Origin of the sequence: Streptomyces sp. NPDC058683 (assembly GCF_042716195.1) — a bacterium.
GTDB lineage: Bacteria > Actinomycetota > Actinomycetes > Streptomycetales > Streptomycetaceae > Streptomyces.
Genome location: NZ_JBHXSK010000095.1, coordinates 1 through 24,518 on the forward strand (window position 1 = coordinate 1; position 24,518 = coordinate 24,518).

General features: G+C 67.6%; 28 protein-coding genes and 5 pseudogenes. 19 read left to right on the forward strand and 14 right to left on the reverse strand.

The window, feature by feature from the left end:
• Window positions 1–283: 283 nt before the first annotated feature.
• Complete coding sequence (locus ACFWXC_RS51250) at window positions 284–727, reverse strand: nitroreductase family deazaflavin-dependent oxidoreductase (RefSeq protein WP_384490923.1); 444 nt, start codon at window positions 725–727, stop codon at window positions 284–286.
• 108 nt (window positions 728–835) lie between these two features.
• Between ACFWXC_RS51250 and ACFWXC_RS51255 the strand changes: the two genes are divergently transcribed.
• The gene (locus ACFWXC_RS51255) at window positions 836–1,447 is read left to right on the forward strand and encodes a TetR/AcrR family transcriptional regulator (RefSeq protein ID WP_384490925.1); all 612 of its coding nucleotides are present in this window, start codon (window positions 836–838) and stop codon (window positions 1,445–1,447) included.
• A gap of 2 nt (window positions 1,448–1,449) precedes the next feature.
• Here ACFWXC_RS51255 and ACFWXC_RS51260 read toward each other — a convergent pair whose 3' ends face one another.
• A complete protein-coding gene (locus tag ACFWXC_RS51260) occupies window positions 1,450–1,572 on the reverse strand; it encodes a hypothetical protein (RefSeq protein ID WP_384490927.1) in 123 nt (40 codons plus the stop codon).
• A 274-nt stretch (window positions 1,573–1,846) separates the two neighbouring features.
• On the opposite strand from ACFWXC_RS51260, the gene ACFWXC_RS51265 reads away from it, so the two are divergent.
• Window positions 1,847–2,296, forward strand: a complete 450-nt coding sequence (locus tag ACFWXC_RS51265) for an alpha/beta fold hydrolase (protein WP_384490929.1) — start codon at window positions 1,847–1,849, stop codon at window positions 2,294–2,296.
• 165 nt (window positions 2,297–2,461) lie between these two features.
• On the opposite strand, the gene ACFWXC_RS51270 is transcribed toward ACFWXC_RS51265, so the two are convergent.
• Window positions 2,462–2,785, reverse strand: coding sequence for a putative quinol monooxygenase (locus ACFWXC_RS51270; RefSeq protein ID WP_384490931.1), 324 nt, complete (start codon window positions 2,783–2,785; stop codon window positions 2,462–2,464).
• A 146-nt stretch (window positions 2,786–2,931) separates the two neighbouring features.
• Here ACFWXC_RS51270 and ACFWXC_RS51275 point away from each other — a divergent pair, with 146 nt between their 5' ends.
• The 3 genes and pseudogenes from ACFWXC_RS51275 (at window position 2,932) to ACFWXC_RS51285 (ending at window position 5,382) form a co-directional block, all read left to right on the forward strand.
• Entirely contained in the window at window positions 2,932–3,765 is an 834-nt protein-coding gene (locus ACFWXC_RS51275; protein WP_384490933.1) for a helix-turn-helix transcriptional regulator, read from the forward strand.
• A gap of 170 nt (window positions 3,766–3,935) precedes the next feature.
• Window positions 3,936–4,628 carry an SDR family NAD(P)-dependent oxidoreductase gene (locus ACFWXC_RS51280; RefSeq protein WP_384490935.1) on the forward strand — a complete coding sequence of 231 codons (693 nt, stop codon included), beginning with the start codon at window positions 3,936–3,938 and terminating at the stop codon, window positions 4,626–4,628.
• Window positions 4,629–4,718: 90 nt separating this feature from the next.
• Window positions 4,719–5,382 (forward strand): annotated as a pseudogene (locus ACFWXC_RS51285) (transposase).
• Window positions 5,383–5,400: 18 nt separating this feature from the next.
• Here the strand turns inward: ACFWXC_RS51285 and ACFWXC_RS51290 are convergent.
• The 3 genes from ACFWXC_RS51290 to ACFWXC_RS51300 form a co-directional block, all read right to left on the reverse strand.
• Entirely contained in the window at window positions 5,401–5,826 is a 426-nt protein-coding gene (locus ACFWXC_RS51290; protein WP_384490937.1) for a nitroreductase family deazaflavin-dependent oxidoreductase, read from the reverse strand.
• Window positions 5,827–6,152: 326 nt separating this feature from the next.
• On the reverse strand, window positions 6,153–7,241 hold the full coding sequence (locus ACFWXC_RS51295) for a Gfo/Idh/MocA family protein (RefSeq protein ID WP_384490939.1): 1,089 nt from the start codon (window positions 7,239–7,241) through the stop codon (window positions 6,153–6,155).
• A gap of 32 nt (window positions 7,242–7,273) precedes the next feature.
• On the reverse strand, window positions 7,274–8,221 hold the full coding sequence (locus ACFWXC_RS51300) for an NADP-dependent oxidoreductase (RefSeq protein WP_384490941.1): 948 nt from the start codon (window positions 8,219–8,221) through the stop codon (window positions 7,274–7,276).
• A gap of 150 nt (window positions 8,222–8,371) precedes the next feature.
• On the opposite strand from ACFWXC_RS51300, the gene ACFWXC_RS51305 reads away from it, so the two are divergent.
• Window positions 8,372–8,839, forward strand: a complete 468-nt coding sequence (locus tag ACFWXC_RS51305) for a winged helix-turn-helix transcriptional regulator (protein ID WP_384490943.1) — start codon at window positions 8,372–8,374, stop codon at window positions 8,837–8,839.
• A 178-nt stretch (window positions 8,840–9,017) separates the two neighbouring features.
• Here the strand turns inward: ACFWXC_RS51305 and ACFWXC_RS51310 are convergent, their stop codons facing one another.
• Entirely contained in the window at window positions 9,018–9,416 is a 399-nt protein-coding gene (locus ACFWXC_RS51310) for a winged helix-turn-helix transcriptional regulator (protein ID WP_384490945.1), read from the reverse strand.
• A 426-nt stretch (window positions 9,417–9,842) separates the two neighbouring features.
• Here ACFWXC_RS51310 and ACFWXC_RS51315 point away from each other — a divergent pair, with 426 nt between their 5' ends.
• From ACFWXC_RS51315 to ACFWXC_RS51325, 3 genes are all read left to right on the forward strand, one after another.
• Window positions 9,843–10,607 (forward strand): SDR family oxidoreductase, encoded by a 765-nt coding sequence (locus ACFWXC_RS51315; protein WP_384490947.1) that lies wholly within the window; start codon window positions 9,843–9,845, stop codon window positions 10,605–10,607.
• 529 nt (window positions 10,608–11,136) lie between these two features.
• Window positions 11,137–12,060, forward strand: coding sequence for an NADP-dependent oxidoreductase (locus tag ACFWXC_RS51320; protein ID WP_384490949.1), 924 nt, complete (start codon window positions 11,137–11,139; stop codon window positions 12,058–12,060).
• Window positions 12,061–12,543: 483 nt separating this feature from the next.
• Entirely contained in the window at window positions 12,544–13,443 is a 900-nt protein-coding gene (locus ACFWXC_RS51325) for an alpha/beta fold hydrolase (protein ID WP_384490951.1), read from the forward strand.
• A gap of 14 nt (window positions 13,444–13,457) precedes the next feature.
• On the opposite strand, the pseudogene ACFWXC_RS51330 reads toward ACFWXC_RS51325, so the two are convergent.
• Window positions 13,458–13,751 (reverse strand): annotated as a pseudogene (locus ACFWXC_RS51330) (response regulator transcription factor); the annotation flags it as partial.
• On the opposite strand from ACFWXC_RS51330, the pseudogene ACFWXC_RS51335 reads away from it, so the two are divergent.
• A pseudogene (locus ACFWXC_RS51335) lies at window positions 13,752–13,892 on the forward strand (polysaccharide deacetylase family protein); the annotation flags it as partial.
• A 71-nt stretch (window positions 13,893–13,963) separates the two neighbouring features.
• Here ACFWXC_RS51335 and ACFWXC_RS51340 read toward each other — a convergent pair.
• The 3 genes from ACFWXC_RS51340 to ACFWXC_RS51350 are packed head-to-tail and all read right to left on the reverse strand — an operon-like array spanning window position 13,964 to window position 15,552.
• Window positions 13,964–14,392 carry a nitroreductase family deazaflavin-dependent oxidoreductase gene (locus tag ACFWXC_RS51340; RefSeq protein WP_384490953.1) on the reverse strand — a complete coding sequence of 143 codons (429 nt, stop codon included), beginning with the start codon at window positions 14,390–14,392 and terminating at the stop codon, window positions 13,964–13,966.
• Between the two features lie 26 nt (window positions 14,393–14,418).
• Window positions 14,419–14,937 (reverse strand): YceI family protein, encoded by a 519-nt coding sequence (locus ACFWXC_RS51345; protein ID WP_384490955.1) that lies wholly within the window; start codon window positions 14,935–14,937, stop codon window positions 14,419–14,421.
• Window positions 14,938–14,976: 39 nt separating this feature from the next.
• Window positions 14,977–15,552 carry an NADPH-dependent FMN reductase gene (locus ACFWXC_RS51350; protein ID WP_384490957.1) on the reverse strand — a complete coding sequence of 192 codons (576 nt, stop codon included), beginning with the start codon at window positions 15,550–15,552 and terminating at the stop codon, window positions 14,977–14,979.
• 178 nt (window positions 15,553–15,730) lie between these two features.
• Here ACFWXC_RS51350 and ACFWXC_RS51355 point away from each other — a divergent pair, with 178 nt between their 5' ends.
• Both ACFWXC_RS51355 and ACFWXC_RS51360 read left to right on the forward strand, forming a co-directional pair.
• Window positions 15,731–16,264 carry a MarR family winged helix-turn-helix transcriptional regulator gene (locus ACFWXC_RS51355; RefSeq protein ID WP_384490959.1) on the forward strand — a complete coding sequence of 178 codons (534 nt, stop codon included), beginning with the start codon at window positions 15,731–15,733 and terminating at the stop codon, window positions 16,262–16,264.
• Window positions 16,265–16,484: 220 nt separating this feature from the next.
• Window positions 16,485–17,408 carry an NADP-dependent oxidoreductase gene (locus ACFWXC_RS51360; protein ID WP_384490961.1) on the forward strand — a complete coding sequence of 308 codons (924 nt, stop codon included), beginning with the start codon at window positions 16,485–16,487 and terminating at the stop codon, window positions 17,406–17,408.
• Here ACFWXC_RS51360 and ACFWXC_RS51365 read toward each other — a convergent pair.
• Window positions 17,405–17,815 (reverse strand): hypothetical protein, encoded by a 411-nt coding sequence (locus tag ACFWXC_RS51365; RefSeq protein ID WP_384490963.1) that lies wholly within the window; start codon window positions 17,813–17,815, stop codon window positions 17,405–17,407. The genes ACFWXC_RS51360 and ACFWXC_RS51365 overlap by 4 nt on opposite strands.
• Before the next feature lie 354 nt (window positions 17,816–18,169).
• Here ACFWXC_RS51365 and ACFWXC_RS51370 point away from each other — a divergent pair, with 354 nt between their 5' ends.
• Both ACFWXC_RS51370 and ACFWXC_RS51375 read left to right on the forward strand, forming a co-directional pair.
• Complete coding sequence (locus ACFWXC_RS51370) at window positions 18,170–18,376, forward strand: alpha-hydroxy-acid oxidizing protein (protein WP_384490965.1); 207 nt, start codon at window positions 18,170–18,172, stop codon at window positions 18,374–18,376.
• 68 nt (window positions 18,377–18,444) lie between these two features.
• Entirely contained in the window at window positions 18,445–18,723 is a 279-nt protein-coding gene (locus ACFWXC_RS51375; protein ID WP_384490967.1) for an alpha-hydroxy-acid oxidizing protein, read from the forward strand.
• 104 nt (window positions 18,724–18,827) lie between these two features.
• On the opposite strand, the gene ACFWXC_RS51380 is transcribed toward ACFWXC_RS51375, so the two are convergent.
• Window positions 18,828–19,526: an SDR family oxidoreductase gene (locus ACFWXC_RS51380; protein WP_351743866.1), complete on the reverse strand. Its 699-nt coding sequence runs from the start codon at window positions 19,524–19,526 to the stop codon at window positions 18,828–18,830.
• 388 nt (window positions 19,527–19,914) lie between these two features.
• On the opposite strand from ACFWXC_RS51380, the pseudogene ACFWXC_RS51385 reads away from it, so the two are divergent.
• From ACFWXC_RS51385 to ACFWXC_RS51400, 4 genes and pseudogenes are all read left to right on the forward strand, one after another.
• Window positions 19,915–20,541, forward strand: a pseudogene (locus ACFWXC_RS51385) (ISL3 family transposase); the annotation flags it as partial.
• A gap of 245 nt (window positions 20,542–20,786) precedes the next feature.
• Window positions 20,787–21,419 (forward strand): transposase, encoded by a 633-nt coding sequence (locus tag ACFWXC_RS51390; RefSeq protein ID WP_384490969.1) that lies wholly within the window; start codon window positions 20,787–20,789, stop codon window positions 21,417–21,419.
• Window positions 21,420–21,674: 255 nt separating this feature from the next.
• The gene (locus tag ACFWXC_RS51395; RefSeq protein ID WP_384490971.1) at window positions 21,675–21,983 is read left to right on the forward strand and encodes a hypothetical protein; all 309 of its coding nucleotides are present in this window, start codon (window positions 21,675–21,677) and stop codon (window positions 21,981–21,983) included.
• Between the two features lie 69 nt (window positions 21,984–22,052).
• Window positions 22,053–22,230: pseudogene (locus ACFWXC_RS51400) on the forward strand (ATP-binding protein); the annotation flags it as partial.
• Window positions 22,231–22,566: 336 nt separating this feature from the next.
• Here ACFWXC_RS51400 and ACFWXC_RS51405 read toward each other — a convergent pair.
• Window positions 22,567–23,418 carry a menaquinone biosynthetic enzyme MqnA/MqnD family protein gene (locus ACFWXC_RS51405; protein ID WP_384490975.1) on the reverse strand — a complete coding sequence of 284 codons (852 nt, stop codon included), beginning with the start codon at window positions 23,416–23,418 and terminating at the stop codon, window positions 22,567–22,569.
• Window positions 23,419–23,912: 494 nt separating this feature from the next.
• Here ACFWXC_RS51405 and ACFWXC_RS51410 point away from each other — a divergent pair, with 494 nt between their 5' ends.
• Window positions 23,913–24,155: a hypothetical protein gene (locus ACFWXC_RS51410; RefSeq protein ID WP_384490973.1), complete on the forward strand. Its 243-nt coding sequence runs from the start codon at window positions 23,913–23,915 to the stop codon at window positions 24,153–24,155.
• Window positions 24,156–24,518 lie beyond the last annotated feature (363 nt).

Here is a 24,518-nt window from a genome sequence, read left to right on the forward strand (position 1 = left end):
GCCGGCCACGCCGCCGTTGACTTGCTGCAGGCGGCGCTCCCTGTACTTGCCCAGGAGGGTGTCTGCGGCTCCGCACACGCCCTCCTGGGTGTCGTCCAACAACCACACTCAACAGCAGGGGAGTTGACTTGCGTCCTCGCCACCGGATCCGACGAAAGCGTCACTGTCCACGTCATCGGCATCCACCTCTGTTGGCACAGCGATCCGAGCGAGCGCGGTAATCCTGTTCCACCGAAAGGACCGGCCGGACCCGTAGCCTGTCCCGGGACTCGGACGTCTGCGGCTACGCGTCGACAGGCGTGAGAACGAAGATGGGCATCTTCCTGGTGGTCTTTTTCTGATACTCGGCGTAGTCCGGCCAGGCCGCCACAGCCCGCTCGAACCATACGTCGTACTCCTCGCCGTCGACCTCCCTGGCCCGGTAGTCCTTCTTGACCGGGCCGTCCTGGAGCTCCACGTGCGGGTTCGTGGTCAGGTTGTAGTACCAGACCGGGTGCTTGGGTGCTCCGCCCAGCGACGCGACGAGGGCGTACTCGCCGTTGTGCTCGACACGCATCAGCGGCGTCTTGCGCAGTTTCCCGCTTTTCGCCCCCATCATCGTCAGCACGATGACCGGCTTGCCCCCCTGGTTGTCCGTGCCCTCGGTACCACCGGAGCGCTCGTACAGGTCGACTTGGTCACGGGCGAAGTCGAACGCGCTCGGCTCGTATTCCCCGGTGAGCGGCATGTCAGCACCATTCCAATCGACGATGGGCCAGCTGCGGCAGCCAGTTGCCGTGCGACCACGGATCATAAGCGGACTATACCCCGTTTACGTCGTTGGTAGGGTGAACTCGTGACCGGATCCGTTGCCTGGGGGCCGCCGTCCGGCGAGCGCGCCGACGCGGTCCGCAACCGGCGCCACCTACTGGCTACGGCTCGCCGAATGCTTGCCGAGCAGGGTGCGGACCGCCTCACCATGGACTCACTGGCGGAGCAGGCAGGTCTGGGCAAGGGCACTGTCTTCCGCCGGTTCGGCACCCGGGCCGGCATCTTCCAGGCCCTGCTGGACGACGACGAGCACGCCTTCCAGGCGCAGGTGCTCTCCGGCCCGCCTCCTCTGGGTCCCGGTGCTGTGCCGCTGGACCGACTGATCGCCTATGGACGCGCCCGAGCCGAATTCCTGGTCGCGCATCGCGACATTGCCCGTGCCGCCCTGGACGGCAGCAAACCCATACCGATCGGCTCACGTACGCCGATGTCCCGGGTCCACATCCGCATGCTGCTCGGACAGCTCGAACTCGCCGGTGCCGACCTCGACATGCTCGCTGTCCAACTCACCGGCGCCCTGGACGGACCCATTCTGCTGTACCTGTCATCCGACGAGCTCTCCGACGCCGTCGACGAGGTCGGGGTACGCATCGGACTCGCCTGGCAGAACCTCGTGGAACGCGTCTGCCGCCCATGACCTCATACGGAGCTCTCCTCCTCGCCGGTGAGGACCGTTTGACCGCGGTTGTCGGCGAGGGCGGGAGTTGTCGCGGAGTAGTGCCCGGAGGACACGGGGCGGTCGTCGGGGTCGTTGGCGGTCACCTTCTGTGTTCACGCCTGGCACGCTCCTACGGCGACTTGCGGCTCGGACCGGACGGGCTGGTCCGGAGTGCGCCGACGGGTACTGCGGGCAGGAGGGAGACGATGACGATACCGCCGTTGTTCGAGCGTCTTCGCGCAGAACGCCTCTTCCGAGGAGCAGGCGGTCCTGGCCGCCGTGCAGCGTCCCATCGCTGTGTCCGGTATCGGCGCCCCGATGGAGCGGCCCTTGTGGAAGGACCGCCCGAGCTGGTCCCTCATCGCCGAGGAAGACCGAATGATCGCCCCGGACACTCAGCGCTTCATGGCCGAGCGGATGGGCGCCCGCGCCCGCTCCGGCCACCTGTTCCTGGACCTCGTCCCGCAACCGGCCGACCGCGACCACCTCATCGCACCCGACCTGCCCCGTTTCGGGCAGTCCGACATGCCGAACCGTGACAGCTTCACCTGCACCTTCGAAGCCCTCACGGACATCGTCGAAGGCTTCACTGACGCGGTGGGCTTCGACCGGCACGCGCTCTACGTGTTCGACTACGGTGCCCCACCGGGTTCCGGCTGGCCCTCCGGCGGCCGCAACAGATCACTGCGATCGTCACGCAGAACGGAAACGCCTACGAGGACGGGCTCAGCAACGGCTGGAACCCCATCCGCACGGACTGGAAGGAGCCCGCACCGACCAACCACGACGCGCTCCGGACGGAGTCAAGCTTGGAACGACCAGCAATAGGCATCGGGTGTGGAGGAGGATGCAGAGCAGGCACGGGTCCACGTGATCATGGAGTCTCTACGCTCAGTGATCACGAAGGACGGCCGTGCCAGCGCGGCTGTCTTGCTGCTCGAAGCCGCTCGGCATCGGAGGACGACGATCACGACCGCCGTGCTCCGGGTCGGCCTACCGTGCCGGGCGGAACGGCTGCAGGACGCGGATGCCGTCCTCGATGCTGCCGTCCATCAGTTCCAGCAGTTGGGGCACCAGGTTCTGCATGCGGGGTGCGTGCAGGTGGCCTTCGAGGGCCTCGCGGCTCTCCCAGCGCTCGAGGATGACGAACGCGCCCGGTTGTCCCTCGACCTGGTGAGCCTCGTAGTCGATGTTGCCCGCGTCGTAGCGTGATGCGGTGACGGCGGCTGTCATGAACGCCTTCATCGCGGCTTCCTTCGCGGATGTGGCCCGGGCTTCCCACAGCACGGTGACGTAGTGGTTCGACGTGGTGGTCATGCCGGCTCCTCCTGACTCCGAACAGCATCGTTGTGCGCCGTTCACGACTCGACACTGAGCCCCGGGGAGCGTCGGCGGGAGCTACGGGGCTTCGTGGTACAGCGCGTACCACCCAGCGGGGCAGGGTGTGCGGGAGGATGGTGTGCATGGATCAACTCGGTGCCGCGCTGCGGGCGTGGCGGGACCGGCTGGATCCCGCGACGGTGGGCTTCGCACACGGCTCACCCCGTCGGGTCCCCGGTCTGCGGCGCGCGGAGCTGGCGACGCTGGCTGGCATCTCGGTCGAGTACGTGGTCCGGTTGGAGCAGGGACGGGTGGCGACGCCGTCGGCGCAGGTCTGCTCGGCCCTGGCTCGCGCCCTGCACCTGTCCGACGACGAGCACGCTCACCTTTTGCGCATGGCCGGCCATGCAGCGGATCCGAGCCGGGTTCCGCGAATGATCCCGGGGAGCCTGTACCGGATCGTGGACCAGCTCGCCGGTAACCCGTTGGCGATCTACGACGCCACCTGGCAGCTGCTGCACTGGAATCCGCTGTTCGCGGCCACGTTCGGCGATCCCACGGTCCGCGGTGGGGGAGAGCGCAACGTCCTGGTCTGGCAGTTCCTGGGTGAGCTGCCCCGGGTCCGGCAGACGGCGGCCGAGCGGGCGGCGTTCGAGGAGTCCCTCGTCGCCGACCTGCGCGCGACGACGAGCCGGTACCCCGACGATCCCGACCTCGCGGCGTTGGTATCGAGGCTGAACCTCAGCCCACGGTTTGGCGAGTTGTGGAGCCGCCGAGCGGTGGGCGGTCACCAGAGTGCGCACAAACTTGTCCAGCACCCGGATGTCGGAGACATCGCCATGAACTCCGACATCCTCAACACCCAGGACACGAACCTCCGCCTCGTGGTGTACACGCCGCAGCCAGGCACCGACGCCCGCAGCAAACTCGAATTCCTTGCGGCCATCGGAGTCCAGAGGATGTCTCCGCAGAAATGAAGGCCCGCGAGAAATGAAGGCCCGGGTTCCGCCTCGTCCGGTGGACCGGGCTGCCGGGTGGTACGCGCCGTACCAGGAAGTTCCGTAGCTCCCGCCGCCCCTCCCGAAGACCCAGCATGAAGTGCGTGAACAGCGCACGAGCGTGCTGTTCGGAGTCCGGAGGAGCAAGCATGACCACCACCTTCATCACCGGGGCCAACAAATCCCTCGGTTTTGAAACCGCTCGTCGCCTCGTCGCGGCGGGGCACACCGTCCTCCTCGGTGCCCGCCACCGTGAGCGCGGTCGGGCCGCGGCGAAGGCGCTCGGCGCCCGGTTCGTTCAGATCGACGTGACCGACGACGCCTCGGTCCGGGCCGCGGCCGCGGACGTCGCCGCGCACGAGGGAACCATCGACGTCCTGGTCAACAACGCCGGCGTCCTCGGCAAGGTCGGCCCCGTCGAGGAGTACACCGCGGCCGACGTGAGCGCCGTGCTCGACGTGAACGTCGTCGGGATCGTGCGCGTCACGCACGCCTTTCTCCCGCTGCTGCGCACGTCGCCGAACCCCGTCATAGTCAACGTGTCCAGCGGGATGGGCTCCTTCGGCATGACCCAGGACCCGGCGCGGATCGAGTCGCACTATGCCCTGCCCCTCTACTGCGCCTCGAAGGCCGCGGTCACGATGCTCACGACGCAGTACGCCAAGGAACTGAAGGACGTGAAGGTCAACGCCGCGGACCCCGGGCAGACCGCGACCGACTTCACCGGCGGCCTCGGACACACCGTCGCCGACGGCGCAGAGTCCATCGTGACCCTCGCGACGATCGGCCCGGACGGGCCGACGGGACAGTTCATCGACCGATCCGGGAACCTCCCGTGGTGAACCTGCCCTGAGCTCAGGGTCGGTCGACCCGCTGCCCTGCGCATACCTCATGCTCGTCATCTCTACGCTCAGTGATCACGAAGGGGGGCCGTGCCCGCACTGCCGTCTTGCCGGCTCGAACCCCTGTGGGACCAGTTCGCCGCGATCCGCCCCGTCCGGGAGGAGTTCGTCGTCGGCCACCCGCTGAGCTGTCACCGCCGCCGGATCCCCGACCGAACCGTCTTCGAGCACGTCGCGCTCGCGCTGGTCCCAAGGCCCCGTCCGGCGGGGCGAAGGCCGGCCGCTCGCCGGTCGACCGGGGCAAGCTGGGGCTGAAGCGCTCCGCCGCCTGCGCCGCCCGCGGCGTCCCGCTGGGGATCGTCTCCGAGGGGGGCCAATAGGCATGACTCGCCACTGCTCGGACTGACCCTGGACGCCGCGCAGGAGCAGGTCGGACACCGTGAACGTCAATCTCGACCGGGGCTACGACAGCATCAGGTCCCGTGCGTTGACAGCCGAGTTGGGGGTCACTGCCGAGATCGCCCGCAAGGGTGTGCCCGCCCCGGTCCAGGCCGGCAGGCGCTGGCCCGTCGAGCGCACGCATTCGTGGATGAACGGCTATGGCACGCTTCGGCGCTGCACCGAGAGAAACGGCAGGGTCGTGGACTTCTACCTCTACCTCGCCGCTACCCTCGTCACACTTCGCATGCTGATCTGGCAGGCACGCAGCCGCTACCGCTGGGATGGCCGACCCACCAACCGTCTCCTCAAGTGATCCATTTGCCGGTCGATCTCAGGGGTCCCGTCGAAGCTCAACGACCGGGATGACCCTGGTAGTCATGCGTTGGTACTCAGCAAAGTGCGGCGCCACGGCGACCTGCTTGGCGAAATACTCGTCGCGCTCAGCGCCCGAAAGCGGTAGAGCGACCACTTCGAACGTCTCGGTGCCAAGCTCAACCGTGACTCTCGGGTTGGCGAGAAGGTTGTGGTACCAGGCAGGGTTGTCGTCGGCCCCGCCCTTAGTTGCGAACACGAAGATCCGGCCGCCCTCGGTGAAGTAGGCCAGCGGCGTGATCCGCTTGACACCCGACCTGGCGCCGACGTGGTGCACTAGGACCAACGGCGTGCCCTCGAATACCCCACCAACTTTGCCGCCATTGTCGCGGTACTCGGCGACAACTTTCTTATTCATCTCGTTGAAGTCCATTGACTCTGCCATCCGAAGCCTCCTCGGCTGCATCAGAAGCAAGTGGGGGAGCATGTGAGATCCCCGACCCGTCGCAGTGGTCGGCCGACAACCTCGACGCGGTGCTGCGTGGGCGGGTGCTACCCGATACGGGTCAGGGCCGACTGGACGCGTGCCCCACGACAGACATTTGCCGTGGCTGCGACCCCGCTCCGGTACACCTCAGTTCAATTCGCTTGGTCCGCAATGGGCACGGGTTCCCGGCGACGACGTTCAGTAGTTCCCTGGCGATGCCCAGTGATTTCCTGCCAGGGAACGGACAGCCGAATGTGCGGGCTGGACCTGTCCCGGCTTGCGTTTCAACGGGCGCCCGAAGCCTGGATGTCTGCTATCAACGTCTGGATCGTGAGAGCGTGCGCGAAGTCCGGTACGTTGCAGGTGTCTTTGGCCAGGTCTTCGGCGAACGCCGCGTAGAGTGCGGCGACGTTACGGGCAGGTCCGACCGGGACCGCGGCGAGTTCCGGGTCGGCAGGCTGCGGCAACTCCAGGTGGCTCAGCGTTGTTTCCGGGGTGCTCCCGCCTGCCAAGGTCAGTTCGGTGGCCTGGATGTTCCCGTTCGCCACCGGGCTGGTCAACAACAGGTCGCCCGATGTGCCGTTGATCTCCCACCGCAGATCACCGGCGCGAGACAAGCCTCCGCGGTAGAAGATCGACGCGGTGGCTCCCGACCGTAGGCCGGCGGTCACGGCAATTTGATCCGGTGCTGTCACTGGCACGTCCGCGCCGTCGTCTGCGATCTGGACTACTCCGCGACCGATTCCGAGGGTTGCGGTGACGCTGGTGATATCGCCGAGTACGTAGGTGAGCGCGTCGAGGGCGTGGCCCGTCGGCACAGTGAGAGTGGTCGCGCCGTTGGCGGCGTCGAACATGTAGGCGTGAGCTCGGTCTGTCGTCGCTCCCCAGGCCACGCCGGACCCGATCACCGTGGTTGCCAGTATCCGGCCGAGATAGCCCTCGTTGACAAGGTCATGCATGCGGCGCACTGCGGGCGCAAACCTCGATTGGAGTCCGATGACTGTGCGCACACCATTAGCCTCGGCGAGCTCGGTCAGTGTTCTGGCTTCCGCCGACGTCGCACCTAGTGGCCATTCGCTGTAGACCATTTTGCCCGCAGCGAGCGCCTGCTTGACGAGGTCGTAGTGCTGCGTGACCTTGACGGCGACAACCACAAGATCGACGTCAGGGTGGTCGATCAACTTGCGTGCATCGTCGAAGCCCTCGACGCCGTAGGCCTGTGCGGCGGCATCGGCGGACGCCCGTCGGCTCGTCGCGACCGCGCGCAACTCGAAGCCGCGCACTGCACGCAGGGCAGGGATGTGCGAGTTCGCCGCCCAGCTGTTTGGCCCCGGACTGGCGCCGATTACGCCGACACCTATGGGCTTACTCATATCTCTCTCTTCTCGGGAAGTACTGTATGCGCTCAGAATTCGAGGACGAGGCGCCCCCGGACTCCGCCTGCCTCGAGCCGACGATGCGTTTCAGCGGCCTCGCTCGCGGGATAGACCGCAGCCACCCGCATCGAGAGCTTGCCGTCTTCCACCAGAAGGCGGAGTTGCTCGAGCTTGTCGGTGGCGAATCGGTATTCGGGCACCCAGACGTCGCGGACGTGCACTCCGGCTCGGCCCGACAGCGGGCTCGCACCCCGTTCCGTCGGCCCCCGCAAAATCGCGAGCTGACCGCCCGGCCGGATCGCCGGCTCTACCTGAGCGCCCAGGAGAGCAGCGTCGATCACCGCGTCGACACCCTCTGGTCGCACCTCCAGGATCCGGTCTGCGATGCCGTCGCCTCGAGCGACGACCTCATCGGCACCCAGACCGCGCACCAAATCGACGTCGGCTGCGGCAGCGTCGGCGATCACCCGAAGGCCGTCGGCCTTCGCAAGTTCCACCGCGTAGCCCCCCACGGCGCCGGCCGCGCCGGTGATCGCGATCCAAGCACCGGGCGGGAGTGACAGCACGTCGATCGCAAGACGCGCGGTGAGCCCGTTCATCGGCACCGTCGCGGCCTCGACGTGCCGCGCTCCCTCGGGGGAGCGGCTCACCTGCCGTGAGTCGAGCACCACGAGCTCGGCGTAGGCGCCGCCCGAGGCGTCGATGGGGACGACCATGGCCATCACGCGGTCACCGAGCTCGAGGTCGGTGTCGGTCTCCTCGCCGATCTCGTCAATGACTCCGGCCAGATCCATGCCGGGCCTGTAGGGCTGAGGCACCACCTCGGACATTGCCCCATCTGTGTCGCCGATCCGCAGGAGGGTGTCAGCAGGGTTCACCGCGGCCGCGTGCACTCGGATCCGGACCTGTCCCGGTCCCGCATGCGGCTCGGGCAGGTCGACCAGGCGCAGCACCTCTGGCCCGCCGTACTCGGTCACTGCTACCGCCTTCACGGATCATCCTCCAGTACCCCATGTGCAGGTCAGGGTCGGTTGAATACCGACTCGACGATCGTCGGACCGATCCGATGGGTCGACAAGAGGGCAGTTTGAGGTGCCCTGGTATCACCGAGGGAACCGCTCCGGGAGGTGTCTGTGGACAACCACGAGGAGAGCAGGTGTAACGACGAGGACCGCTCAGCTGTTGTGCGCAGCGTCCTGGACCGCATCGGCGACAAGTGGTCGGTCATCGTGATCCGCAGGCTGGGCCCTGGCCCCTGTCGCTCCAACGAGCCGCGACGGGAGGCCGACGGGATCACCCAGCGCATGCTCAGCACGACGCTGCGCGGTCTCGAGCGAGATGGCGTCGTGTCCCAGGCGGTACATCCGACGGTGCCTCCTCGGGTCGACTACGCGCTCACCGCGACCGGTCACGCTCTTCTCCAGATCGTGAGCGTGCAGCAGGTGAAGGCCCGCTACGTCCGCTTCGTGGACGAGAAGAAATGCGAGGAAGTGGCAGAGCTGTTCACCCCTGAGGTCGACGTCGTGACCGACGGGACCACCTGGGACTCGGGCACGGATCTCGCCAACGTTGTCCGGGATCTGGGCCATGGATGACCTGCTCACCTTCCCTGCCGGAAAGGCCGCCCCGGAGGGCCATGACGGCTACGGACAGTACCGGGATACCTCACGGAGGCTGTATCCGCGGCCGCGTAATCGCGCAGCGCAACCGGCTCCCCCTGACCCTCGCCTGCCGAATTACGCTTCTCACCGGCGGGTTGGTTCCAGCGGTCTGTCAGGCGTGTTCGGCGTCGAAAGTCGTTCTTGAGTCCAGGATGCCGGCGGAGTTGTCCTCTGCCCAACGCGCCAGTGACTGGACTATGCCCAGCAAGCTGAGCCCGCGCGCGGTAAGGGCGTAGTCGACGCGCGGGGGCTTGGTGTTGTGGACGGTCCGCGTGACGAGACCGTCACGCTCAAGCCTTCGCAGGGTGGCGCTGAGCATCCGCTGGGTAATGGGGCTGGGGCCGCTGAGGCGGCGCAGTTCGTTGAACCCGCGGGTGGTGTCGGCGAGCCTGCAGATCACCACGACCGACCACTTGTCGCCGATGCGTTCCAGCACGCTGCGGATGAGGTCATGGCCTTGTTCGCACAGTTCGGTGTCTGTCTCTCGTGGTTCCGTGATCACCCGCGTCATACCAGGAAGTATATGAGCGTAACCAGGTACGAGGTGGGCACCCTGCTTCAGATCACGGGACCGGCGCCCGTCCCCGGGGTCGGTTCCCTCGGTGATACCTGAGCACTTCAAAGTGCCCTCTTGTCGCGTTGATTCCTGTTCCGGAGACTCGATCCAGGTACGGAGGACGTACCAGGTACCTATCCGGTACCGCTCTGGGCATGACGGCGGGCGTGCCGTTCGACTCGACGCATTTCGCCGGGCCGGACGTGCTGCAGGTTGTCGACCTACCAGGTCCGCATACGAGCCCTTGAGGTCCCTGTACGGGTGGGCGCAGCCGCGGTGAATCACCGGCCGAACCGGCTCGGGGTCTCCCCGGGGCGTGCGTCCTCATCGCCGGGTCCCAGGCCCATTGGCCCTATCGAGCACACGCAGGAGTACGCAGCAATGTCAGCACGTTTCACCGACAAGGTCGTCCTGGTCACCGGCGCCACCTCCGGCATGGGCCGTGCCGCCGCCGAGCGGATCGCTGCCGAAGGAGCGAAGGTCGTCCTGGCGGCCCGCGGCGAAGAAGCCGGCGACGCGCTGGCTGCCGAACTTCGCGCCGGCGGAGCGGACGCCGTCTTCGTGGCCACCGACGTGACCGTTGAGGCCCAAGTCGCGGACCTGGTCCAGCAGGTGACCGACCGGCACGGACGCCTCGACGCGGCCTTCAACAACGTTGGCGCGGCCACCGCGGTGGGCCCGATCGCCGGTGTCGACGCCAAGGCGTGGGACGCCGATCTGGCGCTCAACCTCACCAGCGTCTTCTACAGCCTGAAGTACCAGATTCCCTTGCTGCAGGCGTCCGGTGGCGGCGCGATCGTGAACAACACCTCCAACCTCGCCGTCACCGGTGCCGCCGCCATGGCCTCCTACAGCGCCGCCAAGCATGGCGTGGTCGGGCTCACCCGGTCGGCCGCCCTCGACACGGCCGCCGCCGGCATCCGGATCAACGCCCTCGTCACCGGTGGCGTGGACACCCCCTTGCTCCGCGGCAACATGGGCATGCCGCCGGAGGAGGCCGTCCGTGTGGCCGGAGCGCTGCACCCGATCGGGCGGATCGCCCAGCCCGAGGAGATCGCGGCGTTCGTGGCCTTCCTCCTCAGCGACGAAGCAAGGTTCATCACCGGAGCCGCACTCGCCATCGACGGCGGCATGACCGCAGCCTGACGAGGCGCCGGCAAGGCCTGGTCAGTCGAGCACCGCAAGCGCCAGGCGTGTTGCAATCGATGCGTAGGTAGCCACCGTTTAGTGCGTTGCACCCCAGGTGGGAGAGATGAATGACCACTATGGCGAAGCCCGCGCGCCTACGAGTTGACCCAGCTCGGACGGGGTCTGTACGGCCTGCCGGCCCAGGTACGTGACTGGGCCGCCGACAAGACCGATGAGATCGACGAAGTGCGAGCACACTTCGACACCCGGAAAGCCCAGCAGTAATTTTTCCTGCGGGCTGTCCGCCCGGCGGAGACGACCCATTGTCGTGCCGGAACTCGACGACGGACCTGCCGGGCGCGGATTTCACCCCATGGATCATGACGCGGGCGAAACCTCACCCGGGATCCTTTTGAAGATTCGCGCGCAGCGATCTGTTCGTCGGGAGAGTAACGCACTTGAAAGTGCCTTCTTACAAAGCGATCGCAACTCGCCCAGCGTTTGCAGTGCTTGATCGTTCGAATATTCAAGGGGATGAACGAGAATTATGCGCGCAGTAGTCGTGCGGAATGTCGGTGGGCCCGAGGCCGTCGAGGTCTTGGAGGTTCCCCTCCCAGAACCAGGTCCCCTGGAGGTCCGCATCAAGGTCGCGGCCGCCGCGCTCAATCCCGCCGACGCCGCGGTGTGGGCCGGATTCTTCAGGCCGTTGGAGGACGTCGAGTACACCGGTGTCGGTCTCGATGCCGCGGGGACGATCGACGCGGTCGGCCCGGGTGTCCTCCTGAAGGTCGGAACCCCGGTAATTGCTTTCGATGCTCCCGTGTTGCGCCCGACGAAGGCCCAGGCCGAATACCTTGTGACCGGCCTCAACTCCATCGCCCCCGCCCCGGAGGGTATGGACCTGACGCTCGCGGCGACGATCCCTCTCAATGCGATGACCGCGTCACTGGCCCTGGACCACCTCCCGCTGCGCCCGCGCGACACCTTGCTTGTCACGGGCGCCGCCGGAGCCGTGGGCGGCTACGCCGTCGAGCTGGCGCGTACCCGGGGCGTGCGGATCGTCGCGCAGGGGCGGCCCGAGGACGAGGAGTTCCTCCGCGGTCTCGGCGCCACCTGGTTCGTGTCGCGCGACGAGGAACTGAGTGAGACCGTGCGCCGGTTCGTGCCGGAAGGTGTGGACGGCGTGCTCGACGCGGCGGCACTGGGCGCGCCTGCGTTGGCGGCTGTCCGCGACGGCGGCATCTTCGTGAGCGTGAGGGGCGACGTGCTGCCGGCCCCGGAGCGGGGCGTGGAGGTACGACACACGATCGCCGGCCCCGAAGCGGCCCGTCTCTCCTATCTCTCCGCGCTGGCCGAGGTGGGCGTGCTGACGCCGCGCGTGGCGCAGATCTACTCCCTGTCGCAGGCCGCCGAAGCCCATGGCCGGCTCGCCCAGGGCGGCCAGCGCGGCCGGATCGTACTGGTCCCCTGAACTCCGAACCCCACACAGAGCACCAGAACTGACATCGTCGGCGTGGAGGCTCCCCACCGGCTGGTCCGGGAAAGGCGGATCGCTCGACACGATCCTCGGCAGGTACTCGTTCGTTCTCACCCCCCAGCCCGACGGCACCACCGAACTCACCGACTCTGAGGAATTCTTCGGCCCCGCCGCCGAACTCATCCCAATGCTCGACCAACTCACGCCGGACCACGCCCGATACGGTGCTGCCCTGTAAATACGTGTGGAGAGTCTGTCCGAATGACGACGATGGTGGGTGCGGGTTGTCTCCCGTGCAGACGGGCGGCGTGCTCTCCGTAGAGCGCTTACATAACCGGTCAGGTGATCCCGGTCGACGGCGGGTGGATCACCGGCTCCCCCTCGCTTGCCTGAGAGTGCGATACGTGGGTGAGCAATTCCGTCGCCGCGCCGTCTCGGAAGAAGTCGGTTAAAAACAGTTCAGGATTCGGAGTCACCATGAGCACCCCCATCAGCGACCCACTCTCCCAGGGGACCCACACCATCGAGGTGGAGGGCGTTGCCCAGCGCTACCACGTCCACGGCACGGGACCGCTGTGCGTCGCACACTCCGGCGGTCCTGGCATCTCCTGGGAGTACCTTCGGATGCCCGAACTCGAGCAGCACCTGACCGTCGTGTACCCGGAACCCATCGGCACTGGTGGCTCCGGCCGCCTCGGCACCCACCCTCACGGCTACACGCGGGATCGATACATCAGCTTCCTGCACGCGCTCGTCGACCACCTCGGGGTTCCCCAGGTCCATCTGCTGGGCCACTCGCACGGCGGCTTCGTCGTCCAGCACTTCGCCCTGCGTCATCCCGACCGAGTCGCCGGAATCGTGCTGTACGAGAGCGCTCCGGTCACCGGACCCGAGCACGGCGCCGAAGCGATGCGCCTGGTCGAGGAGTTCGCCGCCCGGCACGCCGGCCATCCGGACCTGCCGGGCGTCCTCGATGCGTTCGGGGCGATACCCGGCATTGCGAACGACGCGGAAATGGCGGTCGTGGTCCGGGGCCTGCTGCCGGCGTACTTCGCGGACTACTGGGGCAGCAAGGAGGAGAACTGGGCGGCCTTTCGCGCCTCCGTGAACTGCACGCACATCTCGGGACTCGACGAGGACCTTGTTCCGGATGTCATCGACGACCGCCAGGAGCTGGGCACGCTCGCAGTCCCGGCCCTGGTCGTCGTCGGCCGGCACGACGTCATCTGCGGGGTGCGCTGGGCCGAGGAACTGGACAAGCTGATTCCCGAGTCACGGCTCCTGATACTGGAGAACAGCGGACACTTCGGCCACGTAGAGGAGCCCGAGTGCTTCTCCCGGGCAGTGCTGGAATTCGTGACCGGCGGGACCGCGTAGCCGCCAGGTGAGACCGCGTGGTGGACGGCCAGGGCGATCTGTACCCGGTCGGTGAGTTCCGGCTCCGGCTCCGGCTTGGTGAGGATGTGCGAGACATGGGCCTTGACGGTGGCCAGACTCATGTACAGCTCGGCCGCGATCTCCGCGTTGGTCTTGCCCTGTCCCACGGCCACCGCGACCTCGCGTTCCCGCTCGCCGAGTCGGTCGAGTCGGATGTGTGCCCCGGCGGTCTCCGGTCGCCGGTCCGTCCCGTGGCCCTGGGTGACACGGGCGACGAGCTGCTCGGTCACCGCGGGTGACAGCACCGGCTGCACGACCTGCACAAGGGGACCGTGCCCGCCGTCCCGGGGATCATCAAGGCGCTCAAATGGCGCGGCTACACCATCGTCACGGTGTCGCAGCTGCTCGCCCCCGCCAAGCCCCGGCCGGGGATGGTCTACCGCCCCTGAACGACCGGGCACCCACAAGAGGGGACGAACCTGCTGCGGGGTGTCCCGGGAATCCGTACTCGGGGTGCGGGCTAGGCCCGGCTGAGTTCGAGAACAGGGATCGTGCGCACTCCGGCTGTCTGGCGCGCGTACTCGGCGAAGCCCGGGTAGCGCCGTGCCTGTTCGGTGTAGACACGGTCGCGTTCATCGCCGGCCAGATCGCGGACGGTCACCTGGTAGGTCTCGATTCCGCGTTCGATGCTGCCGGCGCCGGCAGTCGCCAAGTTGTAGTACCAATCCGGATTGGCGGGCGCTCCGCCACTGGTCGCGAAGACGTAGATGATGTCCGGCTCGGTCTCGTGCGGCAGATACATCACCGGACTGACGTACTCCCGTCGGCTCTTGCGGCCGCGGTGGTGCAACAGGACGATCGGAGCGCCCTCGAAGACCCCGCCGACCTTGCCCTCGTTCGCCCGGAACTCCGTGATGGTCTTCGCGTTCCAGTCCAGTGCCTCGCTCATGTCGAACTCCTGTTGGTCGTTGGTCGTCAGGATCGGGTGAAGCGCAGGGTGGCCGCCATGACGGCGGGTCCGCGTAGCATGCCGGCCCAGTTCCAGGACAGGCCGTACGCGGTGCGGTCCACCTCGAACCGCGTGCTGAGCGTCACGGCGTCGGGTGTGGTCTCAGTGATGGTCGCGGTCAGCGTCTGCGGACGGGTGACGCCGCGGATGGTGATCTGGGCGTCGATGGAGACGGTCTTGCCGTCCGCTCCGAGCGTTGCGCCGCGCACGGCCACGGAGATCGTCGGGTGGTGCGCGGTGTCGAAGAAACGGTCGGAGCGCAGGTGCTCGTCCCGCTTGGCGTTGGCGGTGTCCAGGGTCGCCGCGCCGATGGTGACGGTGCCGCTGGCGGACTCGTCGTCGTGGACCTCGGCCCCGCCGGACTGCGCGGCGAAGGTGCCTTGGACGGTTGCCAGGCCCCACATGGCTTTGTGGCTCACGCTGATCGTGGATCGGGTGGTGTCCAACGTGTAGGTGCCGGTTGCGATGACGGTAGGGGTGGACATCGGGAAGTTCCTTTTCGAGGGTGGAGGATGCGAGTCGGGTCAGGCTGCCGATGCTGCGGCACGCAGCGGCGCCAGGGCGTTGCTCCAGGCTGTGACCTGGTCGAGCAGGACGGTCAAGTCGTTCTCGGTGTACTCGCCGGGCTTGAACACGCTGAAGTTCTCGAACTCGGTCCGCAGCGAGATGGTGACCTGTTGGCGCACGTCGGCCATCTGCAGTTCGCCGGCGATCAGTCGCAGGTGCTCGGCGGCGCGGGCGCCGCCCACGCCGCCGTAGGAGACAAAGCCGACGGCCTTGTCGTTCCACTCCCGGTACAGGTAGTCGATCGCGTTCTTCAGCACGCCGGAGGTCGAGTGGTTGTACTCGGGGGTGACGATCACGAAGCCGTCGAACGAGGCGATCTTCTGTGACCACTGCTTGGTGTGGTCGTGCTGGTAGTTCGGGCCCCAGGCCGCTGACATCGGCTCGTCGAGGTGTGGCAGCGGGTAGTCGCGCAGGTCCACCAGCTCGTACTCGGCGTCGCCGCGTCGCGAGGCGACGTCGTAGACCCACTTGGCGACCTGCTCGCCGTTGCGGTTGGGACGGGTGCTGCCCAGGACTATGCCGATCTTGGTCATGTCGGAACCTCTCTGCCGGAACGGTCCGACGCGGCCGCCAGACGTTTGTTTCCATGTAAACAACCTTGCATCCCACGCTATGCCGGGAAGGGTTACATGTCAACAAAACTGGGGAGTGCCCAGGAGTGGACGAAACCGGCTGGCCGTACGTGCCAACAAGCTAGGTAGGCTCGACTGCATGGAGCAGGAGCGACTGAACGAGCGGGAGACCCGGGCCTGGATCGGGTTCCAGCGCATGCGCATCGAGGTCAACGAGGTGCTTGCCCGTCGACTGGCCCGCGACTTCGGGCTGACCGAGGCGGACTTCGTGGTCCTGCTCAGGCTCTCCAGAATCCCGGAGCACAGGCAGCGCGCCCGCGACATGGCCACTGCGCTGCACTGGGAGCGGAGCCGCCTCTCGCGCCAGATCTCCCGGATGGAGACCCGCGGCACGGTCAAGCGTGCACCGAGCGAAGGCGATGCCCGCGGCTACGACATCGTGATGACCGATGCGGGGCTCGCCGCGTTCGACGCCGCCTGGCCGGCCTGGGTGGAGGGCATCCGCCACTGCTTCGCCGACGTGCTGTCCCCGGAACAGCTCGACGCCCTCATCGGCATCACCGAGGCCATCGACAACCACTTCAATGCGCAGCACCGCCTCGGCGGGTTGAGCGGGCCGGATGAGGCCGACGGCACCTGCGCGGAGGGGGGCATGGCCGAGTCGGCTTGCTGAGGCAGTGTCACAGCCGGCACGCCCCTGACGCCGCGCGCCCTCCAGCCCGCCCGGCGCCACCGGCAGGCCCGGACTGTCGGCACATACCGACGGCCGGTTTCGCCCCGACGGTCCTTCCCGGTTTGTTGACATGTAACTCTCTTGCGGCGTAGCGTGGCCACGAAGTTGTTTACATGGCAACAAAATGCGGGGCTTTCTTCGTCGAGGAGATGTATAGATCATGCCAAAAGCGGTCAGGTACGACGGGTTCGGCGGGATTGACGTCCTGCGGGTCGACGAGGTCGAGCGCCCGGTTCCCGGCGACGGGCAGGTCCTCGTGCGGGTCAAGGCGGCCGGCATCAACCCCAGCGAAGCGGCCATCCGCACCGGGGCGGTGGCACATATCTTCCCGTCGACGTTCCCGTCCGGGCAGGGCAGCGACCTCGCCGGGATCATCGAGGAGGTCGGCGCCGAGGTCGACGGACACTCGCCCGGCGACGAGGTGATCGGGTTCAGCAACAAGCGCGCCTCCCACGCCGAACTGGTCCTGGTCGAGGCCGGCGACCTCACCCGCAAGCCGGAGAACGTCTCATGGGAGGTGGCCGGCAGCCTGTACGTCGTCGGCGTGACCGCATGGGGCGCGGTCCGTGCAGTCGATCCCAAAGAAGGCGAGACCGTCGTCATCTCCGGAGCCGCAGGCGGCGTCGGCTCGCTCGCCGTCCAGCTCGCCCGCCGCACCGGGGCCACCGTCATCGGCCTGGCAAGCGAGAGCAACCACAAGTGGCTGAGCAGCCACAGTGTGATCCCCGTCGCGTACGGTGACGGCGTCGCGGACCGGATCAGGGCCGCCGCGCCCAGCGGTGTGGACGCCTTCATCGACACCCACGGCAACGGCTACGTCGACCTGGCCCTCGCCCTCGGCGTCGCGAACGAGCGGATCGACACCATCGCCGATTTCGCGGCCGCCGCGAAGCACGGGGTGAAAACCGACGGAGGAGCAGAAGCAGGGCCGGGCGCCACGATCCTCGCCGAGCTGGCCGCACTGATCGCCGACGGACGGATCGAGGTGCCGATCGCGAGCGCCTATCCGCTCACGCAGGTCCGCGAGGCCTACACCGAGCTGGAACGCCGCCATACCCACGGCAAGATCGTCCTCAAACCCTAGGAGCGGTACCACCCAGGGACCGGGTTCACCCCGAGGCGGCCAGCCTCCTCAAAGGCCACGTTGTGGGTGCACGACAGGTCCGCACACTGTTCCGGCTGCTTGGCCAGGTCGTCCCGGACCAGGTGGACGCCGTCGAAGAACGGCCGCGGATGCTGCCGGCGCACCAGGTCATGCGCCGCACTCAGCGCCTCAACCGCGCCGGCATCCGGGCGTTTCGCCGGCACAGTCACAAAGTCGATGTCGCTGCGCGCCGGGAAGAACTCACCGAAAGGGAGCGAGCCGGTCAAGTACAGCCCCTCGACCAGGCCAGGCGCAGACGCATCGATGGCGGCCAGGAACGTCGACATAGTCGGCTGAAATTCCCGCAGCAGGGACATGCCGGCCAACCTGACCAGCAGGATCAGCAACGATGAAGATCCGGCGGACCGATCAGCCCGCCAGCCAGGAGACCACGATCAATTGAGGACCTGGGGAATTGCGTGACCGCCGTCCTGGGGAATTACGGGCTCTGGCGCTGATCTTGTGACGCGGTCGGTGTGTGGACATCGTCACCGCGGCCACCGGCCCGCTGTGGTTACAGCTGTACTGGCTCAAGCGCTGCGACCTCCCGGTGGACCTGATCCGCTGGGCCGGGGCCGCCGGTTTCCGCGCTCTGGTCCTCACCGTCGACGCGCCCAGGGTGGCGTTCTGTCCCCGGGACGCCGCCAGCGGGTTCGCGGTGCCCCCGGGCATCCGGGCATCCGGGCATCCGGGCGGTCAACGTGGCGCACGACGTGATGGCCGCCTCGCACGGCAGCCGGGACGCGGAGTCGGCCGTCGCCCGGCACTCCAAGGAGCAGTTCGACGCCTCGATCACCTGGGAGGATCTCGCCTGGCTGCGCGAAGTGACCTCCCCGCCCCTGGTACTGAAGGGCGTGCTCACCGGCGAGGACGCCGAACTGGCCGTCAAGCATGGCGTCTCGGGCTAGTCGTCTCTCACCACGGCGGCCGCCGGCTGGACTTCTCCCGCAGTGCCCCCGACGCCCTCCCCGAGATCGTGGACGCCGTCGCCGGGCAGTGCGCGGTCGTCCTCGACGGCGGGGTTCGGCACGGCGCCGACATCGCCAAGACCCTGTGCCTGGGCGCGGACGCGGTGATGGTCGGACGCCCGGCCCTGTGGGAGCTCGTCCACTCCGGCGCGGAGGGCGTCGCGGACGTCCTGCGGCTGCTCATGGGTGAGTTCGAGGAGGTCATGGCCCTGATGGGGGCGCCCACCGTGGCCGGCTTCGAGCGGTCCGGGGTGGTCCTTCCCGGGGGCGCCCACTTCGCCCCCTGACGCCGCGCGTCCACCCGGACGCCCGAAGGCGCCTTCGGCCTGCACCGCGTGGTCTGCGGCGGGGGCCCAAGGCGCCTTGTCGTACGGTCGTTGGGAGCGCGGCGTCAGCCGAGCTGCCCGGTCGGCCGCATGGTGATGTGGTTGATGTCCACGCCCGCGGGCTGGTTGACGGCGAAGACGATCGTGTCCGCGATCTGCTCGGCGGTCATCGCCGGCGTCGCCTCGGGGGTGCCGCCGCGCTCGTCCCAGAACGGGGTGTCCACCACCCCGGGGGCGACGACGGTCACGCCGACTCCGTCCTTGCCGACCAGCAGCCGGGTGTTCTCGGCCAGCGCGTGCGCGGCCCACTTGGTGACCGAGTACAGGTTGCCAGGCGTGTTGCGCACCCCGGCGACCGAACCGATGATCACGATCCGGCCCTTGGACTCCCTGAGGTGCGGCAGGGTCTCCCGCACCAGCAGGGCCGGGCCCAGGACGTTGGTGAGGACCATGGCGCGCATGTCCTCGGGGGCGTGGCTCTCCAGGTTGCCGGGCAGTGAGAAACCGGCGTTGGCGATGACGTTGTCCAGTCGGCCCCACGCGTCCACCACGCGGCGCACGGCGGAGGCGACGTCGTGCGCGTCGCTGGTGTCGCCGGTGATCGTCAGCAGCCGCTCGCCCGCTCCGGCCGAAGCGGCGAAGGCGGCCAGCTTGTCTGCGTCACGTCCGGTGACGGCCACGCGGTGGCCCTGCTTGAGCAGGGCGCGGGCGGTGGCGGCGCCGATTCCGGTCGAGCCACCGGTGATCAGCGTGGCGGGTTCCATGGGACAGCCTCCTCAGCGATATGGGTCACCGGGGCTCCGCCAGGGTCCCGGATGCCGATGAACGCGAGGTGGCGCGTGAGGTCGGCCGACTCCGGGTCGCCGGTTCCCCGAAACGCCTGCACTATACCCAGCGATCTTCCCGCCGAGCCGGTACACCATCGCTGACCGGCCACGATGCCGTACGAAGTGGCCGAACCCGCGCTGCCGGCCCCCATGTTGGGCCCTGCGCGGCGCGCAGGGCCCGGGCTGCGCTCACGCTCCTGGTCCGGCAAGCATGACGGAGAGGAGTACGCGAGGAACCAGCCGTTGGCTGTGATCATGTCTCGCGTGTTCTTCGCGGAGTCTCCAGGTGCTGTTCCCTCATCTGGCCGGTGTCGTGGTGGAGTTGGTGGACTGGGCCGCGGCCGGGGTTGTCACGTTGCATGCGCGGGCCCGCTCGGCGGCTGCGGACTGTCCGCACTGCGGTAGTGCCTCGGACCGGGTGCACGGCCGGTACATGCGACAGCTCGCGGATGCCGCGGTCGGTGGTGCCAATGTGGTGATCGAGTTGCTGGTACGGCGGTTCAAGTGCCGGAACCCGGGGTGCCGGGCGGTGACTTTCGCTGAGCAGATCGCGGGGCTGACGAGCCCACATGCCCGCTACACGCCACTGGTTCGTGAGCAGTTGACCTCGATCGCTCTCGCGCTGGCCGGTCGCGCGGGTGTCCGTGTGGCCGGGATGCTGGGCCTGCGCGTGGCCAAGGACACCCTGTTACGTCTGGTCCGCGCCGCGCCGGAAGAACCCGTCATGCCAATCCGCGTGCTCGGTGTCGACGATTTCGCGCTGCGGAAGGGCGACTCGTACGCCGCGATCCTGGTGGACCTGGGGAGGCGGCGCCCGGTGGACGTGCTGCCTGGCCGGGATGCCGAACCGCTGGCCGCATGGCTCAAGGGCCATCCGGAAGTAGAGGTGATCTGCCGGGACCGGGCCGGTGCCTACGCGGAAGGGGCCCGAAACGGTGCCCCGCAGGCGATGCAGGTTGCCGACGTCTGGCATCTGTGGCGGAACGTCGCGGATGCTGTAGAGAGAACGGTCGGCTCTCACCATGGGTGCATACAGGCCGCATTCTCGGCGACCCCGGTCATAGCGGAGACAACCGCAAGGAACCTGGTCACGCCGGAGCCGTCCAGGCCAGTAGCCGTGCCGTTCGTCCCGCCGGACGGCACGGCTACTGGCCTGGACGGCTCCGGCGTCTGGTGGCCCGCACGACAGAGAGATACGTGGCGGTCCAGGCACTGCTGGCCACCGGACGACTGTCCGTGCTGGACGAGCACAAGCCCTACCTCCACGCCCGCCGGCTGGAGGGCTGTCACGACATTCTCCAGCTCCACCGCGAACTGCGCGAGCGCGGATTCACCGGGAGCGTCCAGTGTCTCGGACGCTACTTCCGCGCCTTCAGACCTCCCCGCCAACCAGGACGGAAGCAGCAGCCGGTGTCCCGGCCGCAACCCAGGCCGGCTCCGAAGCCCCGTGGCGTTGTCCGCTGGATCATGACGCACCCCCAGCACCTCGCGGCCGCCGACGCCGCGGAACTGAAGGAGATCCGTACGGCCTGCCCTCACCTCGACGCCGCCGCACGGCACGTCCACGACTTCGCCGAAATGCTCCACCACCTCCGCGGAGACCAACTTCCCGACTGGATGGAGCGAGTCCTTGCTGACGACCTACCAGCCCTCCACTCGCTGGTCAGCGGCCTGCGACGAGACTTCGACGCCGTTACCGCCGGGCTGTCCACCCCATGGAGCTCCGGCCAGGTCGAGGGCCAGGTCACCCGTGTCAAACTCCTCAAGCGCATGGCCTATGGACGAGCAAACCTCCACCTCCTACGCCAACGCGTACTCCTGGGCCCATAACCCTGCGACAGGGACCTTGCGCTGTGAGATCGTCCGAGCCTGCCGTCTATTCTGAACGCGTTCAGTCGGGTGTGGGGTGGGATGTGGATGAGCACTTCAGCGAGACGGTGGTCGGCTCTGGTCGCCACGTTGGCGTGGACCTGCGTTGCTTGTGCTGATGCAGGTGGAGGCGCGGCTCGCATTGATCAGTCGGCGCTTGCGGGCGAGTGGAGTAGCCCGGGTGGCGCCCTTCTTCGCTTGCGGGCGGACCACGGTATGACGGGGGAAAGCCTGAACAGTGCGATGTTGGGAGGCACATCGTGCCCGGACGCTGCAACCGGACACTGGAGCTTCTTCAGCGCGCCCGACGAGGCGGGTTCCTCCTTCGCTGACGACGCGCTCACCAGCGGCGACACCGTCTCCCTGCGCATCGACTCTCCGAAGGACTCCTGTCTTTTGTCGGCTCTGGTCCGGCAGGACGAGCGAGGACTCAATCTCTGCCTGGTAGAAGATCCTGATTCCGACTGTTCCGCCGAAGAACTTCTCCGCCTTGAGTCAGTGCCGGCAGAACGGGCTGCGAAGTGACTTGCCACCCCTGCCGTTGAAGAAGCATCGCAAGATCCCCGACAGAGCCGAATTACGTGATCGTCGACACAGATGTCCTACCGCGCATTTCTGGCCGAGCTGCTGATGGCCGAGTGCGACGACCGGGCCCGCCGCAGGTCCGAACGCCGCATCCGGGCCGTGCTTTCCCTGCGAGAAGTCGCTGCGGGCCTTCGACTTCGACGCCAATGCCAGCGTCGACCCCGTCACCGTCAACACGCTCGCGACCTGGACGTCTGGCATGGCCGTCACGTAATCGCGTTCAGAACCAAGCGGCGCGCTCAGTCACATCTGACCACCTCAAGGCCCGTACGACAGATGTCCTGCACAGACGGCGAGTACCGTGTTCCGTCTCACTTTTGGCAGGACTTCGAGGGCTTCCTCACCACCCTCGAAGTCCTCGCGTCCAGCTGGTTCCCAATCTGGGAACCAGCACGACCGCCCGGACTGGCGACGCCAGCGGATGGAAGTTGGTTCAGCCGGGAAACTTCACCCCTCAGTACGGGAGACCCACACACCACGGTCCGCGTTTCCGCAGGTCCGCGAATTCTGCCGGTAGCCCTGACTACGGCTGGAGGACCGAGATCTCCAACTCAGGATCGAATCCGGAGTCCGAAGCAACCCTGCGGGCGAACTCGCGAACCCCCGCAAGCTGGCGTTCGCCGAAGGAGAAGTCCAGAGCCTCGGTGTAGTAGCGGCGCAACGCCTGCTCGTCGAACGCCTCCCACCGGGCGGCCTGCTCGCACACCTTGTCGACTTCGGCCATCGAGAGGTCCCGGGACTCCAGGAATGCCCGGTGCACCTCGCGCACGATGCGGGGGTTCTGCTCCAAGTAGTCCTTGCGGACGGCCCAGGCCGCGAAAACGAACGGCAGACCAGTCCACGCCTTCCACATCTCGCCGAGGTCGTACACCAGCAGTCCCAGATCCTCGGCCTGGTGAAGGTAGGCGCGTAGCGCGGCGTCACCGATGACGACCGCGGCATCCGCGTCCTGCATCATCACCGGCAGATCCGGCGGGCAGGTGAAGTACTCCGGGCGGACCCCTTCCCGCTCCTCCAGCAGAAGTCGAGCCAGGCGTACCGACGAGCGCGAGGTGGAACCCAAGGCGACCCGGCGCCCGTCCAACTCGTGCAGTGGGACCTGGCTGACGATCAGGCAGGAGGTCACCGCACCATCGCTGCCCACCGCGATGTCCGGGAGCAGCACCAAGTCGTCGGCATGCTTGAGGTACTCCATGCAGGCGATCGGACCGATGTCCAGGGTCCCGTCGACCAGCAGACTGCTCAGCCGGTCCGGAGTGTCCTTGGTCAACTCCATGTCGAGCAAGGTGCCTGTGCGGGCCAGTCCCCAGTAAATCGGCAGACAGTTGAGGAACTGGATGTGCCCGACCCGGGGACGCTTCCCAGGCTGATGCAGGACGCGAGCTACGTGTGAGATATCCACGTCCACAGGCTAGTACTTCGGAGTCTGCCCGGTACCAGGGGCACCAGGTCAGGGTTCAGGCGGGCCAAGGGCGGTTGTGGGGCGGCGGAACACGACTGCGCCAGGGCGTCTTGCTCGCAGATGGGAGAACAAGAGGCGCGAGAGTCCCGGGCGCGATTCGTAGACCACATGCTTTTGCGTTGTCGCCGGCCAATATGGCCCCGGAAGGTGCCTCTGCCCCCCTTCCACGCCCATGACCTGCCGGCGCTGCCGGAGTTCTTCACCGAAGCCGACTCGGGGTCATCCGGTGACGATTCAGACCAGTACCGGTAGATGTCCCTGTATGGCACCACCTCGCCTACGAGTTCGGCGCCGTGGGCGCGTAGGCGGTCGAGGATGTCGGCGACGGCGTCGACGACGAACGTGAGGCGAGGGACGCCCGGTGTGTTCATCGGCGCCCTCGGCGTAATGCTGGTGGCCATCGGCGTGTGGAACGTCGACAGCTTGACCCGGCCGTGGCCGTCCGGTGTCCGTATGACGGCGATGTCCGCTCGGACGCCGTCCAGCCCGACGAACTGGTCCACCCATTGGCCCTCGACGGCTGCCTCGCCCTCCAGTTCCAGGCCCAGTTCGACGAAGAACGCGACCTCAGCCGCGAGATCGGCCAAGCCACAGCGACCTCGCTCGCCCTCGCGGGCCCGTTGGTGAAGCAGATCGGCTTCGACGGGTAGCAGACGCCGGCGGAAGCGCTGGTAGTAGCCGTACGGGGCGGCGTTCGCGGGGGCGAGCGCCGGGTGGGTGTGGTCGAGGGGGGATCCGGTGAGGGTCTGGAAGAGCCATCGCTGGGCATGCGGGTGGGAGCCGGCCGGGTGCCGGGTTTGAGTGCAGGCTCTTCTGCAGCCGCATCCACCGCTGTTCGTAGGGCTGGTGCTCTGACCGGGAAGGTTCGCCGGGTCGGCGGAACGAACGTCACCGCACATCCGACCGCCGGAACCGCCGCCCCGGCCAACCTGTGGCCGGGGCGGGTGCGGCCCGGCCCCAGGTTGGCCGGGTGGGTTTGCGTGGGTGTGCTCACCCTTAGACCACGGACTTGC